Origin of the sequence: Tahibacter harae, from assembly GCF_024437735.1 — a bacterium.
GTDB lineage: Bacteria > Pseudomonadota > Gammaproteobacteria > Xanthomonadales > Rhodanobacteraceae > Tahibacter > Tahibacter harae.
Genome location: NZ_JANFQO010000006.1, coordinates 157,344 through 172,069 on the forward strand (window position 1 = coordinate 157,344; position 14,726 = coordinate 172,069).

Annotated in this window: 10 protein-coding genes; all 10 read left to right on the plus strand. The window is 69.6% G+C overall.

Translation table 11 applies throughout. The features are described 5' to 3' along the window. The 10 genes from NM961_RS08545 to NM961_RS08590 all read left to right on the plus strand — a co-directional run bounded on the left by NM961_RS08545 (position 1) and on the right by NM961_RS08590 (position 14,483). A complete protein-coding gene (locus NM961_RS08545) occupies positions 1-540 on the plus strand; it encodes a pilus assembly protein PilP (RefSeq protein WP_255913670.1) in 540 nt (179 codons plus the stop codon). A 23-nt stretch (positions 541-563) separates the two neighbouring features. After that, positions 564-2,810, plus strand: coding sequence for a type IV pilus secretin PilQ (locus tag NM961_RS08550; protein ID WP_439334204.1), 2,247 nt, complete (start codon positions 564-566; stop codon positions 2,808-2,810). 84 nt (positions 2,811-2,894) lie between these two features. Then, complete coding sequence (locus NM961_RS08555) at positions 2,895-5,516, plus strand: hypothetical protein (protein ID WP_255913673.1); 2,622 nt, start codon at positions 2,895-2,897, stop codon at positions 5,514-5,516. 401 nt (positions 5,517-5,917) lie between these two features. Then, entirely contained in the window at positions 5,918-7,102 is a 1,185-nt protein-coding gene (locus NM961_RS08560; protein WP_255913674.1) for an EAL domain-containing protein, read from the plus strand. 245 nt (positions 7,103-7,347) lie between these two features. Next, positions 7,348-8,343 (plus strand): AAA family ATPase, encoded by a 996-nt coding sequence (locus tag NM961_RS08565; RefSeq protein ID WP_255913675.1) that lies wholly within the window; start codon positions 7,348-7,350, stop codon positions 8,341-8,343. A gap of 5 nt (positions 8,344-8,348) precedes the next feature. After that, on the plus strand, positions 8,349-9,323 hold the full coding sequence (locus NM961_RS08570) for a DUF58 domain-containing protein (protein ID WP_255913676.1): 975 nt from the start codon (positions 8,349-8,351) through the stop codon (positions 9,321-9,323). Further along, positions 9,323-9,814 carry a DUF4381 domain-containing protein gene (locus NM961_RS08575; protein ID WP_255913678.1) on the plus strand — a complete coding sequence of 164 codons (492 nt, stop codon included), beginning with the start codon at positions 9,323-9,325 and terminating at the stop codon, positions 9,812-9,814. The genes NM961_RS08570 and NM961_RS08575 overlap by 1 nt, the downstream gene beginning before the upstream one ends. Beyond that, positions 9,807-10,805, plus strand: a complete 999-nt coding sequence (locus NM961_RS08580) for a vWA domain-containing protein (protein WP_255913679.1) — start codon at positions 9,807-9,809, stop codon at positions 10,803-10,805. The genes NM961_RS08575 and NM961_RS08580 overlap by 8 nt, the downstream gene beginning before the upstream one ends. After that, positions 10,802-12,784: a vWA domain-containing protein gene (locus tag NM961_RS08585; protein ID WP_255913681.1), complete on the plus strand. Its 1,983-nt coding sequence runs from the start codon at positions 10,802-10,804 to the stop codon at positions 12,782-12,784. The genes NM961_RS08580 and NM961_RS08585 overlap by 4 nt, the downstream gene beginning before the upstream one ends. Before the next feature lies 1 nt (position 12,785). After that, on the plus strand, positions 12,786-14,483 hold the full coding sequence (locus tag NM961_RS08590) for a BatD family protein (protein WP_255913686.1): 1,698 nt from the start codon (positions 12,786-12,788) through the stop codon (positions 14,481-14,483). Positions 14,484-14,726: the final 243 nt, after the last annotated feature.

Sequence of the window (14,726 nt, forward strand, 5' to 3'; positions counted from 1 at the left end):
ATGCGCCTGCGAACATTTGCCGTGCCCGTCCTGGCCATGCTGCTGCTGGCGGGCTGCACTTCGGGACGGCGTGACCTGGAAGACTGGGTCGCGGCGGAAAAGGCGAAGAAGGGAGCCCCGATCGATCCGCTGCCGGTGGTGAAGACCTTCGAAACCTTCGAATACAAGTCTCAGGACGCCGGCGGCCTGGAACTGCGCGATCCCTTCGGCGCCAGCGCCGAGGAAGCGCGCGCCGAGCTGGCCGCCGAAGGCGGCAACGGTCCGCGTCCGGACGCCAATCGCCCCAAGGAACTGCTCGAGAACTATCCGCTGGACGGCCTGGACATGGTCGGCACGCTGGGTATGGGCAGCGCAATGGAAGGCCTGGTCAAAGATCCCGACGGCGTCGTGCACCGGGTGCACGAGAACAATTACCTCGGACAGAACTACGGCCGTATCACGGTGATCGCCGAAGACCGAATCGAACTCGTCGAGCTGGTGCCCAACGGTGCCGGCGGCTGGATGGAGCGTCAGGCTTCCATCGCGCTCGATGACCAATAAGAGGCCCATTGGGGGTGACTTTCATGACTACGACAGCTGCCAACAACCCTGGACGTTCGTCCGGTCCCCTCGTCCGCCGCTTGCGCCGATGCATTTCCGCACTGGCGTTGCTGACGGTGCTGGGTAGCGGAACGGCCAGCGCCGAGAACGTGCTCGAGAAGATCACGTACAACACCCTGCCCGGCGGCAAGGTGGAAGTGACGCTGCAACTCTCGGGACCGGCCAACGAGCCTCAGGTCTTCACCACCGATACGCCGCCGCGCATCGCGCTGGATCTGGCCGACACGCGCAGCGCGCTGGCGCAGCGCAGTGTCGACATCAACACCGGTTCCACCACGTCGGTCTCCGCGGTCGAAGCCGCGGGACGCACCCGCGTCGTGGTCGACCTGGTGCGCCCGTCCAGCTACGAAAGCAAGATCGACGGCCGCAACCTTATCCTCACCGTGGCCAACGGCGTGACCGGCTCGGCCACCGCCACGGCCATGGTCAACAACGATCCGACCAAGGCCGTCGCCGCACGCGGCGTGGAAGTGAGCAACCTCGACTTCCGCCGCGGCAAGAACGGCGAAGGCCGCGTGGTGATCAACTTCAGCGGCGAAGGCGCCACCACCGACGTCAAGCGCGAAGGCGACAAGATCGTCCTCGATCTCTACAACGCCCAGCTGCCGGCCAACCTGGCCCAGCGCATGGACCTGCTGGACTTCGCCACCCCGGTGCAGTTCATCGAAGCCCGTTCGCGCAGCAACGGCGCCCGCCTGGAAATCACCGCCAAGGGCCCGTTCGAGCAGATGGCCTACCAGTCGGGCAATGAATACGTGCTGGAAATCGCGCCCAAGAAGGCCGAGGCCGAGGCCAAGCGCGAGAAGGGCGCTCCGCCGGAATACACCGGCGCCCGCGTCACCTTCAACTTCCAGGACATCCCGACCCGCTCGGTGCTGCAGCTGATCGCCGACGTGTCCGACCTGAACATCGTCGTGGCCGACAGCGTCACCGGCAACGTGACCCTGCGCCTGATCAACGTGCCCTGGGACCAGGCGCTGGATCTGGTGCTGCAGGCCAAGGGCCTGGACAAACGCCGCCGCGAGAACGTGATCTGGGTCGCGCCGCAGAAGGAAATCGCCGACCGCGAACAGGCGCTGGAAGACGCCCGCATCGCGCTGGAACAGCGCGTCGAGCTGGATTCGGCCTACATCAAGGTCAGCTACGGCAAGGCCAAGGACATCGCTGCATTGCTGGCCAGCAAGAGCAGCGGCGGTGGCGGCGGCGGCGGCGAGGGCGGCGCTTCCAAGGGCTTCCTGTCAAGCCGCGGCTCGGTCACCTTCGACGAGCGCACCAACACCCTGCTGGTCAACGACACTCCCGAAAAGCTGCGCGAGATCCGCGAGCTGGTGCTGACTCTGGATCGCCCGGTGCAGCAGGTGCTGATCGAATCGCGCATCGTCATCGCGACCGACGAATTCGCCAAGGAGCTGGGCGTGCGATTCGGCGTCAGCGGCGGCTACGAGGACAGCAACGGCAACGTGATCGCCCTGTCCGGCAGCCAGGTCGGCGCCGACACCATGGCCAACGTCGCGCTGAACAACCGTTTCGCCGGCGACCGCGGTACGCCGGTCAGCGCGCCGGGCCAGATTCCGGGCGGCATCGCCGTCCCAGCCCTGGGCAACCGCCTGGGCGTGAACATGCCGGCCGCTTCGCCGGCGGGCAGCTTCGGCCTGGCCATCCTCGGCGCGGACTATCTGCTCGATCTGGAGCTTTCCGCGGCGCAGACCGAACAGCGCGGCGAAGTGATCTCCAGCCCGCGCGTGATCACCGCCAACCAGCAGGAAGCCGTGATCAAGCAGGGTCAGGAAATCGGCTACGTGACCTACCAGCAGGGTTCGGCCGGCGGCGCCGGCCAAGCCACCGTCTCGTTCAAGGACGCGGTGCTGGAACTCAAGGTCACGCCGACCATCACCAACGACGAGCGCGTGGTGCTGGCCCTGAACGTGAAGAAGGACAACATCGCCGCGCTGGTAGCCAACCCCGGCGGCGGCTTCGTGCCGCAGATCGACAAGCGCGAGATCAATACCACCGTGCTGGTCGATGACGGCCAGACCGTGGTGCTCGGCGGCGTCTACGAAGTGGAGACGCGCACCGACGTCAAGAAAGTTCCGTTCCTCGGCGACATCCCCGGCGTTGGCGCGCTGTTCCGCAACAAGCGCAACAACAACGACAAGGCCGAGCTGCTGATCTTCGTGACGCCGCGCATCCTGAACGAAAGCCTGAAATAACACGCTTTAGCTCGCACACGCCCGGCCGCCAGGCCGGGCGTTGCGGCCAGAAACGCAATGAATTTGCGAGCTTGGAGAGACGACATGAGAGCAATTAAGCGATGCCTCGGTCTGCTGGCGGCCAGCCTGATGCTGGCCAGCTGCGGTGGCGGGGGCGGCAGCGGTGGGGACGGCGCCTTCCAGCCGACCCCCAGCGGTACCTTGACCATCACGGCGACGACCAGCGAACTGCCGATGAACCGCGACGGCGTTGGTCCGTTCTTCGGTTCGCCTTTCATGGCGGAGCTGGACATCACCTGGCGCCGTGCCAACGGCGATCTGGTCAGCGGCCAGGAAGTGGCCGTGGCGATCAGCCCGGTCAGCGTGGCCGGCTTCTCCACCCTGGATGATCCGGAAACCCAGATCCAGCTGGACGGCAACGGCAACTACCTGCGCGGCAACGAGTTCCTCGACATCCTGGGCAGCGGCCCGGTCGACGTCACCGCCGGCCATGCCAAGATCTTCGTCCATTCGTCGAATATTTCCGGCGTGGCGACGATCACGGTCACCGCGCGCGACAGCCAGTCCTCGAATACCACCATCTCCAAGACGTTCAACGTCACGGTCATTCCGGGCACCAGTTCGCTGCCGGCCTCGATCACGCTCGACGCCAGCCCGCGCAACGTCTACCTGGCGGATGCCGGCGGCTCCAGCAGCTCCATCATCAACGCCGTGGTGCGCGATGGCACCGGCCAGCTCGTGCCCAACCCCGGCACCGGCAATACCGGCTTCAACAACGTCCAGCTCGAAGTGATCGGCGGCGAAAGCTACGGCACCCTGAGCGTCACGGGCAGTACCGCCGCCGTCGTCAAGGCACGCACCATCCAGGGTGTGGCCGCGGCCTCGTTCAGCTCGGCCACCCAGCAGGGCGTGGTGCAGATCCGCGCCACGGCCGATCGCGCCGATGGCAATGTGGACAACGGCATCGCCAACCCCGTCGCCGTCACGACCTCGATCGTCGTTTCCGACGGCAAGCTGTTCGATCTCGCCCTGACCACGCCGACTGAAGATGCGCTGTTCACCGGCAACGTCACCGCCTCGACCACGAACCAGCCCAACGGCACCTACGGCCTGATCGTCAGCGCACTGGCGACCGACCGCCAGGGCAATCCGGTCGCGCCGGGCACGCCGATCCGCTTCGGCGCCGTGGACTCCCCGCTCATCGGCTTCCCGGCGGAAGGCCCGGGCCGCCTCGCCATTGCGGGCACCGACGGCGATCCGCAGGAAGGCGGCACCCTCTTCACCGCGCCGACCGGCCGCTTCACCGCGCCGGGCCACCGTCCGGGACCGGGCGACACCCTGCTCGTGTTCGCCGACCTGGTGCCGGGCAACCGCGACCTCGAAAGCGCACGCCAGATCACCACGGTCAACACCGCGACCAGCCTGAATGTCAGCGTACCGTTCAACCGCAACGACGACACCGGTAACAGCGTCAACAACGGTCCGGTCCTGCCTTACGCGATCGGCCGCGCCCAGTCGGCGACCATTGTCGACCGGGGCAACTTCGCCGGCATCGGTGCCCTGGGCATCACCAACGCTCAAGGCGTGGCTACCGCCATCCTGAACTACCCGGTCAACCAGCTCGGCAAGCGTGTGTATGTCTACGCCCAGGGCGACGGCATCAATGCGGGCAGCGCGATCAAGAAAGTCACTGACATCGGTGCCTTCGTCTTTGCCGGTATGAAGGAAGGCAGGCTGTTCGCGAATCCGACGTCGATTTCCGGCAACACCACCGCGGCGGTCACGGTCTGCCTGCTCGACGAGCTGGGCGCACCGATCCAGGGCGTGGCTGTCGGCTTCGCGTTCAGCGGCCTGGCCTCCGGCGCACAGGGCTTCGTCGACAACATCCCCGGCAGCGGTATCGTCGAGGACCGTACCGGCCCCAACGGCTGCACCGTGGCCATGGCGCGCACCGTCGGCGTGAACGACTCGGGCGGCGGCAACAGCGAGCCCAAACTCAATTTCTACGTCGATGAACTCACCGACGAAGTCGAGATCACCGCGGGCGGCGAAGGTTCGCTGACGGCCGCACCGAGCCACTTCCGCGGCACCGGCGGCGTCATCACGCTGACTCTGCGCGACAGCGCCGGTAATCCGGTTCCGGGCGTGATGATCAATTCGTCTTGCGAAGGCGATGTCAGCCTGACGGTTCCGGCCGGAGCCACCAATGCCCAGGGCCAGACCACGGCGACTGTCGTCGCATCCGGCCTGAACGGCTACAACACGGCCGGCGAGGGCACCTGCACCTTCACGGCTTCGACCGGCGAAACCACCGAGGTCGGCTTTGACGGCATCGATTTCTGCGAGAACCCTGACGGCATCAGCCCGCCGCCGGATCCGCAGCTCTGCGGCGACGACAATACCGATCCGGTGACGCTGACCGTCGTGGTCACGCCCAGCGCCAACTGCACCCTGACCGTGGTCAGCAATCCGGCCGGCCTGAGTTGCAGCGCGCCCTTCAGCACCACCGGCCAGAACTGCGCTTCGGACTTCGATCAGGGCGAGACGGTGACCCTCACCGCAGTGACCTCGCCGGCTGCACCGGCCTGCCCGGCAACCCGCACCATCACCTTCAGTGGCGGCTGCGCTCCGACTGGCGGTAGCGGCAATCAGGCCCGCGTGACGCTGAACACGGCGCAGAGCTGCAGCGTGACCGTGACCCAGTAAGCCAGCATTACGCTGTCTGTTAGGAAGGCCGCCGCAAGGCGGCCTTCTTTTTTGCGCGCCCGCCAGCCGAAACGGCAGTAACGTATCGCGGTCGCCATGCGCCGGCGTGGCGCCGGCAGCCTCGACCATGAGCCGGTGTGGCCGGCGCAACTGCTCGCCGAAGACCACCCCACGGCCGCACGCCATTGCGCTCAACGCGGCAGGAATCCACTCCGACTGCGCAAGCCGGCTCGCGCCCGCCGCAGGCACTGACGGCCAGCAGCACGCTTTTGCGTAATAGCCCAGGCGCCGCGCCCGCCAGCTTGCATTTGTTTCCCGCCGGGCCGGCGCGGCGTTCACCCGGCGCCTGCCGGCAGGTACGGCCGCCTGCTAGCATCCGGTCAACTCCGCGGGAGCGTCCCATGGCAGCCAATTCGTTCCGCGTCGATGTACCGGCAGGCAGCGTGCTGTTCCACCAGGGTGATGCGCCGACCTCGGCCTTCCTGCTGGAAAGCGGCAGCATCGAGGTCTTCACCGAGCAGGGCGATGCGATACGCCGGCTCGGTGTGCTCGGTGCCGGCGACCTGCTCGGGGAAATGGCGGTGCTGGACGATTCGCCGCGCACCGCGACCGCGCGCGCGCTGTCGGACTGCGTGCTGATGCCCATAGACCGCAAGCAGTTCGCCGAGCGCCTGGATTCCGCCGATCCGGTGGTGCGCGCGCTGCTGCTGAGCCAGATCTCGCGCTACCGCTCGGCCCTGGCCCAGCTGTACGGCCACGGTGATCCGCAGGCCGCCGCGCCTGCCGCGCCGCGCGACGACGCCTCGGCCCTCGCGCTGGACAAGATCCGTCTGGAGAGCCATCTGCGCGAGGCGCTGGACAAGGGCGAACTCGAAGTGCGCCTGCAGCCCATACTCGACATCGCCAGCAAGCGCATCGCCGGGTTCGAGGCGCTGACGCGCTGGACCCATCCCGAGCGCGGCCCGATCTCGCCGGCCGAATTCATCGCCCTGGCCGAGGAAACCTCGCTGATCGTGCCCGTGGGCGACTACGTGCTGGACGCAGTCTGCGGCGCGCTGCAGCGGCTGGGCCGGCAGGAGCAGGGCGAGGACATATTCGTCGCGCTCAACGTTTCCGGCCGCCAGCTCGACGACGAGCAACTGCTGGACCGCTTCCTCGCCGTGCTGCACGCGCACGGCATACGCCCGGCCCAGCTCAAGATCGAGATTACCGAAAGCCTGGTGCTGGACTACGCCCAGGTCTCGCGCATCATCCAGCGCTGCCATGCGGCCGGCCTCAAGGTTGCGCTGGACGATTTCGGCACCGGCTATTCCAATCTGGGACATTTGCACAAACTGGAATTCGATACGCTGAAGATGGACCAGGGCTTCATCCGCCAGATGCACGAGCCGCGCTGCCTGGCCATCGTCCGCGCCGTGGTCGCCATGGCCGATTCGCTGGGCTGCAACATCGTCGCCGAAGGCGTGGAAACGCCCGAACAGCTGCGCGCGCTGGGCGAACTCGGCTGCACCTACGCCCAGGGCTGGCTGATCGGCAAGCCGCTGGCGCTGGATGAGGCAGTGGCGCTGCTGGGGCGGGATTCGTGATCGGGGACTGGAGATCCGGCATTCGCGGACAGCCCATCGCGCCAGAACCGCACCACCCTGAGACATCCGGCACAGGACACAGGATCTTCCGCGGCCTTCAATTCCGGTAAACGAACTCACCCATACTGCCGCTGCGCAGCCATCCGTTGCGGGTCCGCTGGCCCCATCCGGTCCGCTGCGGCAAACTTTCCGGCTCCGCGGCGGTCCAAGCCCGCCGCCCCACGTTCCAGTTGGCGAAAACATCCATGGATCAACCCGAACCGCAGCGTGTGTCGACGCTGATCGATACCTTCCGCGCGCTGCGCGAAGATCTGTCCGGCCGCATCATCGGCCAGGCGCACCTGGTGGACCGCCTGCTCGTCGCCCTGCTGGCCGACGGCCATCTGCTGGTCGAAGGCGCGCCGGGCCTGGCCAAGACCACGGCGATCAAGGAGCTGGCCAGCCGCATCGAGGCCGATTTCCACCGTGTCCAGTTCACCCCCGACCTGCTGCCGGCCGATCTCACCGGCACCGAGATCTACCGCCCGCAGGAAGCGCGCTTCGAGTTCCAGCGCGGCCCCATCTTCCACAACGTGATCCTTGCCGACGAGGTCAACCGCGCACCGGCCAAGGTGCAGTCGGCCCTGCTCGAAGCCATGGGCGAGCGCCAGGTCACCATAGGCCGCACGACCTATCCGCTGCCGAACCTGTTCCTGGTCATGGCCACGCAGAACCCGATCGAGCAGGAGGGCACCTATCCGCTGCCCGAAGCCCAGCTCGACCGCTTCCTGATGCACGTCTCCATCGGCTACCCCGATGCCGAATCCGAGGCTGCCATCCTGCGCCTGGCGCGTTCGCGCGCCCGCGCCGAGCTGCATGCGGCCGAGGCGCCGCGCCAGCGCCTGAGCCAGGCGCAGATATTCGCCGCGCGCGAAGCCGTGCTGGATCTGCACCTGGCGCCGGCACTGGAGCAGTACATCGTCGAGCTGGTCGTGGCCACGCGCAACGCGCAGCGCCACGGCGCCGATCTCGCGCGCTGGATCGCCTTCGGCGCCAGCCCGCGCGGCACCATCGCGCTGGACCGCTGCGCCCGCGCCCATGCCTGGCTGGCCGGCCGCGACTACGTGCTGCCCGAGGACGTGCATGCCGTCGCCCCCGACGTGCTGCGCCACCGCGTGCTGCTGAGCTACGAGGCCGAGGCCGAAGGCGTGCGCGGCGATCAGGTGATCGCCCAGCTGCTGGCCCGCGTCGCCTTGCCCTGACCGCCATGCAGGCTGCCGGTCCCGGTTCGAACACGGCGCGTCCGCGCAACGCCGCGGCGTGCGTACAGGTGCGCCTGGACGACCTCATTGCCCAGCGCATCGCCGCGCGCTCGCTGGTGCTGGCGGCTTCGCGCAAGGTTTCCGCGGCCCAGGCCGGCGTGAAAGCCTCGCGCTTCCGTGGCCGCGGCGTCGATTACGTGGAATCGCGCGGCTACCAGCCCGGCGACGATATCCGCAGCATGGACTGGCGCGTCACCGCGCGCAGCGGCCGGCCGCATACCAAGGTGTTCCAGGAAGAACGCGAACGCAGCGTGCTGCTCGTGATCGACCATGCCGCCAGCATGCGCTTCGGCACGCGGGTCTGCTTCAAATCGGTGCAGGCGGCGCGCGCCGCCGCCCTGATCGCCTGGAGCGCGATCCGCGGCGGCGACCGCGTCGGTGCGCTGGGCTTCGGCAGCGGCGTGACCGGCGAAGTGCGCCCGGCCGGTGGCCCGCGCGGTGTGCTGCACTGCCTGCGCGCCCTGGCCGACTGGGACACGCTGGCCCGGGTCGAGCGCGAATCCGGCCCGGCGCCGCTGTCGCAGGCGCTGGAGCGCGCCCGGCGCCTGGCGCGGCCGGGCAGCCTGGTCGTGCTGCTCACCGACGGTTTCAGCAGCGATGCTGCGGCGGAAGCGCCGCTGGCGCGCCTGGCCGGGCACGGCGATGTGCGCCTGCTGCTGATGACCGATGCGCTGGAACTGGCCGCGCCGCCGCGCGGCCGCTACGCCGTCGCCCTGGGCGGCGTGCGGCGCTGGCTGGAATTCGATGCGGCCGCTGCCGATACGCAGTGGACCGATGCCTTCCGCCACCGCCGCGAACTGCTGCTGCAACAGGCCCGGCGCCTGGGCGTGGCCCACATCGCCGTGGACACGCGCGACGATCTTTCCCGCTGCCTGGCGCCGCTGGGCCTGGCCCTGGCCACACGGCGGAGCTACGTCTGATGGCCGCTGCCGCCGCCGCTCCCGCTGCCGCGCCGCAGCTGCGCGACATCCATCTGCCAGCCGAACCGGGCTGGTGGCCGCCGGCGCCGGGCTGGTGGCTGCTGGCGCTGATCGCGCTGGCCCTGCTGGTCTGGGCCGGCCTGCGCCTGCGGCGCCAGCTGTACCGGCGCCGCCGTCACCGCCTTCTGCTGGCCGAGCTGGCGCGGCTGCGTCCGCAGGCGCTGGACGAAGCCGCGGTGCCGGCCTGGCTGGCGGCGCTGTCGGCCTTCCTGCGCCGGCTCTCGCGCGCCGTGCGCGCCGATGCGGCCACGCTGCGCGGCGAAGACTGGATCCGCTTCCTCGACCGCCACGGCGACGGCTTCGCCGCCTACGCGCCGCTGCTGCTGGACGCGCCGTACCGGCCGCGCGGCGACATCGACGCGGTACGCCTGCACGCCCTGGTGCAGGCCCATGCCGAGCGCGTGCTGGCGCGGGAGCTGCGCGATGTTTGAATGGGCCTGGCCCTGGCTGTTCGCCCTGTTGCCGCTGCCCTGGCTGGTGCTGCGGCTGTGGCCCGAATCGGCCGAGCAGGGCGCGGCACTGCAGCTGCCCTATGCCGGCGTGCTCGAAGGGGTCGCCGCCGGCTCCTTGTCGCGGCGCGGCGCGCATACGTCCTGGCGGCCGTGGCTGCTGTGGCTGCTGCTGCTCACGGCGGTGGCGCGGCCGCAGTGGCTGGGCGAACCCACGGATCTGCCGCGCAGCGGCCGCGAGATGCTGCTGGCGCTGGATGTCTCTGGCAGCATGAACATCGCCGACATGTCCCTGGGCGGACGCGAAGCCACCCGCTTCCAGGCCATGCAGGCCATCATCGGCGACTTCATCGCGCGCCGCGGCGGCGACCGCGTCGGGCTGATCCTGTTCGGCTCCAACGCCTACCTGCTCACACCGCTGACCTTCGACGTCAAGACGGTGCGCACCCAGCTGGACGAATCCGCAGTCGGCCTGGCCGGGCGCGAGACCGCCATCGGCGATGCCCTGGGCCTGGCGGTCAAGCGCCTGCGCGACCGGCCCGAGGCGCAGCGCGTGGTGATCCTGCTCACCGACGGCGTCAACACCGCCGGCGAGATCGATCCGCGCAAGGCTGCCGAGCTGGCCGTCGCGGAAAAAGTGAAGGTCTATACGATCGGGCTCGGCTCCGACCGCATGCGCGTCGACGATTTCTTCGGCAGCCGCACGGTGAACCCCTCTGCCGACCTGGACGCGGCCCTGCTGACCGAAATCGCGACGAAAACCGGCGGCCGCTTCTTCCGCGCCCGCGACACGCAGGAGCTGGCCGGCATCTACCGCGAGATCGACCAGCTCGAACCCGCTGCCGACCAGAACGAGCGCTACCGCCCGGTGCGCGAACTGTTCCATCTGCCGCTGGGCCTGGCGCTGGCACTGGCCTTGTTGCCACTGCTGGATCCGCGCCGCTACCGCGCCGCCGCCGGGAGCCGCGCATGATCGGCGACTTCACCTTGCTGCGGCCCTGGTGGCTGCTGGCCCTGCTCGCACTGCCGCTGCTGTGGCGCGCGCTGCGCGCCGACGGCGGCCTGCAGCGCAGCTGGGCGCGGGTGGTCGATGCGCACCTGCTGCCGCATCTGCTCAGCGGCGCGGAGTCCGCGCAGCGCTGGCCGCTGCGCCTGGCCGTCGCGGCCTGGCTGGTGGCCACGCTGGCCCTGGCCGGCCCGGCCTGGGAGCGCCTGCCTGCGCCGCTGTACCGCAACCAGGCCGCGCGTGTGATCGCGCTGGAACTCAGTCCCAGCATGCTGGCCGGCGATCTCAAGCCCAACCGCCTGACCCGCGCGCGCTTCGCCGTCAACGATCTGCTCACCCGCCTGGGCGATGGCCAGGTTGCGCTGCTGGGCTATGCCGGCGACGCCTTCGTGGTCGCGCCCATGACCGACGACAGCGCGACCGTGCGCAACCTGCTGGCCGAGCTGGAACCCGGCGTGATGCCGGTGGCCGGCAACGCCACCGCGGCGGCGATACGCCGTGGCGCCGAGCTGATCCACCAGTCCGGCGCCGGCGGCGGCGAGGTGATCCTGGTGCTGGACGCGGCCTCCACCGACGCCGCCGCGGCGGCGCGCGAGGTCGCGCGCAACGGCGTGCGCGTGTCGGTGCTGGCCGTGGGCACGGCGGCCGGCGCGCCGGTGAGCCTGCCACAAGGGGATTTCTGGAAAGATTCCAACGGCAACATCGTCGTGCCGCGCCTGGATGCCGCGCCGTTGCGCGAGCTGGCCCAGGCCGGCGGCGGCAGCTTCCTGCAGCTGGACCAGGCCGGCACGGTCGATTTCAGCGTGCTGGCCGGCCTGGCCGCCAGCGCCGGCGAATCCGCGGCGCCCGGCGCGCAGAGCGCCGAACTGCGCGACCGCGGCCCCTGGCTGGCCCTGTTGCTGATTCCGCTGGCCCTGGCCGGTTTCCGCCGCGGCTGGCTGGTCGTTTTCCTGCTTGGACTGGGCCTGGGCGGCGCGCCGCCGGCCCAGGCTCTGGGCTGGCAGGACCTGTGGCAGCGACCCGACCAGCAGGCCTGGCAATCGCTGCAGTCCGGCGATGCCGCGCGCGCCGCCGAGCTGGCCCGCGACGGCGACCTGCGTGCTGCCGCGCAGTTCCGCGCCGGCGAAGCCGAAGCCGCGGCCGCGGGCTGGGCCAAGGGCGCCAGCGCCGACGCAGCCTACAACCGCGGCAATGCGCTGGCCCAGCAGCAGCGCTACGAGGAAGCGATCGCGGCCTGGAACGAAGCCTTGCAGCGCGATCCCGGCCACGCCGATGCGGCGGCCAACAAGCAGGCGGTCGAGGACTGGCTGCGCAGGAATCCCTCGCAGCAGTCCGACAGCAAGAACAGCACTGAAAAACAGCAGCAGAATTCACCGCAGAACGGGCAGCAGTCCGGCTCCGGCCAGCAGAACCAGGACGGTTCCGACGCCGCCCAGCAGAACCAGGACGCCAGCGCCGGCGAACAGGGCCAGGACCAGCAGAGCCAGTCCGGCCAGCAGGGCGAGGCGGCCCAGTCCGGCCAGCCCGACGCCGGATCGCGCGCGCAGGATCAGTCCGACTCCGCCGGCGAATCGCAGCAGAACCAGGACCAGGCTTCCCGGCAGGGCCAGCACAAGCCCGGCGAGCAGAACGACGACAAGGCCTCCGCGCAGCAGGACGCCGGCAAAGCCGATGCGAAACAGCAGCAGGCCTTCCAGCAGGCGATGGAACAGGCGCTGCAGCAGAAGGCGCAGCAGGGCGAGGCGCCGGCGCTCAAACCCGGCGAAAACGACGAAAAAGGCAACAAGGCGGCCGCCGCGCCGGCCGAGACCACGGCCGAGCGCGAGCAGCGCCAGTCGGTGGAGCAGTGGCTGCAGCGCGTGCCGGACGATCCAGGCGGTCTGCTGCGGCGCAAGTTCCAGCTTGAGTACGAGCGGCGCCAGCGCGCCCAACGCGGAAACCAGTGACATGACGCGACGCCTGTTCTCTTCCCTAGCGCTGCTGCTCGTGCTGTGCCTGTTGCTGCCGGCGACGGCCTTCGCCGCCGCCGCGCCGACCGCGCGCGCCTGGCTGGACCGCGACAGCATGCAACTGGGCGAAACCGTCACCCTGAACATCGAGACCACCGAATCGGCGGCCGAGCCGGATTTCAGCGTGCTGGAAACCGATTTTGAACTGCTCAACCGCTCCAGCTCGACCTCGGTCAGCATCGTCAACGGCGATGCGACCAGCACGCGGCTGTGGGCGATAGGACTCAAGCCGCGCCGCGAAGGCCGCCTCACGATTCCCGAATTCCCCGTCGGCAACGGCAAGACCGCCGCGGTACAGCTGGAAGTCGGCGCGGCGCCGGTGGTGGCCAGCGCCAAGCCCGGCGATGATCTTTTTATCGAAGTCACGGCCGATCCGCTCAACGTCTTCGTGCAGCAGCAGATCCGCGTCACGGTGAAGCTGTTCTTCGCGGTCAACCTCACCGACGGCGGACTGGACGAGCTGGCCGCGGGCAATGCCGTGGTGCAGAAGCTGGGCCAGGACCGCGCCTACGACACCGAGCGCTCCGGCCGGCGCTACCGCGTGCTGGAGCGGCGCTACGCCGTGACCGCGGAGAAGAGCGGCCTGCTGGAATTGCCGGCGGTGCAGTTCCGCGGCCGCGCGCTCAGCGGCAACGACCCGAATGCGATGTTCTTCGGCCGCGGCCGCGCGGTCAGCACGCGCTCGGACGCCATCAGCATCGACGTGCGGCCGCGGCCGGCGGAAGCGGGCAACGGTCCCTGGCTGCCGGCGCAGTCGCTGGAGCTGCGCGCCGAAGGCATCACCGAGCCGGCCAGCGGCCGCGTCGGCGAGCCGCTGACGCTCACGCTGACCGTGGTCGCCCAGGGCCTGGGTTTCGAGCAGCTGCCTGAACTGGAACTGCCGGCCATCGACGGCGCCGACGTGTATCCGGACAAGTCCGTCACGCGCTCGCGCGAGAGCGGCGGCTGGATTGTCGGCGAGCGCAGCCGCAAGTTCGCCATAGTGCCCAAGCGTCCCGGCAGCCTGCGGATTCCGGGTGCCAGCCTGGGCTGGTGGAATACGACCGACAACCAGGCCGCGACGGCGCAGAGCCCGTCCTTCACGGTCGATGTGGCGCCGGCTGCGGCGGCTTCCGCCGAGGTGCCGGCGGTCAGTGCGCCGGCGGTTGTCACGGCAGCGCCAGCCGCCGCCGCGGACGGTGCGCAGACGGTGTTCTGGCGCAACCTGGCATTGTCCAGTTTTGCACTCTGGCTGGCCTCGGCACTGCTGCTGTTCTGGTACACGTTCTGGCGCCGCCGCGGTGCGCGGCCCATTGCGGCAGCGGTGCCGGCACCGGCCGGACAGCGGCGCGATTTCGACCAGGCCGTTTCCCGCGGCGATGCGCACGCCGCGGCGCGCACACTGCTGGCCTGGGCGCGGCGCGAAGGTTTCGCCGCCGTGAATCTCGGCGAACTCGCGCGCCAGCTCGATTCCGCCGCGCAGCAGCGCGCGATCGATCAATTGCAGGCCGCGCTGTATGCCGCCGGCGCCGGCGCGGTACTGCCGGCGGATCTTGCCGCCGCCTTCCGCGACGGCCTGCACCGCCGCGCCGCGCCCGCCGCGGCGAACGAGGACAGCGTGCTGGCGCCGTTGTGGCCGGGTGCGGAGCGGCATTGAGTGTGAGGCGCGTGTCCGGAGTCAGCCGCTGCGGTGAGTATGGGGCGTGTGTCGGAGTCTGCCGCGGACGGTGCTTGTTTCAGGCGCTGACGAAGTCCGCGCCAGGGTTCCGACCGCATCGCGTGTTTCCGATTGCGCCGCTGCAGCGTAGTCGTAGTGCGGTGACGCAATGGCGGATCGCGCGTGAAAGCCCTCTCCCCCAAGCGCGAACGCGCTTGGGGGAGAGGGTTGGGTGAGGGGGCA

What these genes read in the sequence shown, in the direction of transcription:
- NM961_RS08570 (WP_255913676.1), top strand. Translation starts at nt 8,349, where the DNA reads ATGCAGGCTGCCGGTCCCGGTTCGAACACGGCGCGTCCGCGCAACGCC.
- NM961_RS08545 (WP_255913670.1), top strand. Translation starts at nt 1, where the DNA reads ATGCGCCTGCGAACATTTGCCGTGCCCGTCCTGGCCATGCTGCTGCTG.
- NM961_RS08575 (WP_255913678.1), top strand. Translation starts at nt 9,323, where the DNA reads ATGGCCGCTGCCGCCGCCGCTCCCGCTGCCGCGCCGCAGCTGCGCGAC.
- NM961_RS08555 (WP_255913673.1), top strand. Translation starts at nt 2,895, where the DNA reads ATGAGAGCAATTAAGCGATGCCTCGGTCTGCTGGCGGCCAGCCTGATG.
- NM961_RS08585 (WP_255913681.1), top strand. Translation starts at nt 10,802, where the DNA reads ATGATCGGCGACTTCACCTTGCTGCGGCCCTGGTGGCTGCTGGCCCTG.
- NM961_RS08565 (WP_255913675.1), top strand. Translation starts at nt 7,348, where the DNA reads ATGGATCAACCCGAACCGCAGCGTGTGTCGACGCTGATCGATACCTTC.
- NM961_RS08590 (WP_255913686.1), top strand. Translation starts at nt 12,786, where the DNA reads ATGACGCGACGCCTGTTCTCTTCCCTAGCGCTGCTGCTCGTGCTGTGC.
- NM961_RS08580 (WP_255913679.1), top strand. Translation starts at nt 9,807, where the DNA reads ATGTTTGAATGGGCCTGGCCCTGGCTGTTCGCCCTGTTGCCGCTGCCC.
- NM961_RS08550 (WP_439334204.1), top strand. Translation starts at nt 564, where the DNA reads ATGACTACGACAGCTGCCAACAACCCTGGACGTTCGTCCGGTCCCCTC.
- NM961_RS08560 (WP_255913674.1), top strand. Translation starts at nt 5,918, where the DNA reads ATGGCAGCCAATTCGTTCCGCGTCGATGTACCGGCAGGCAGCGTGCTG.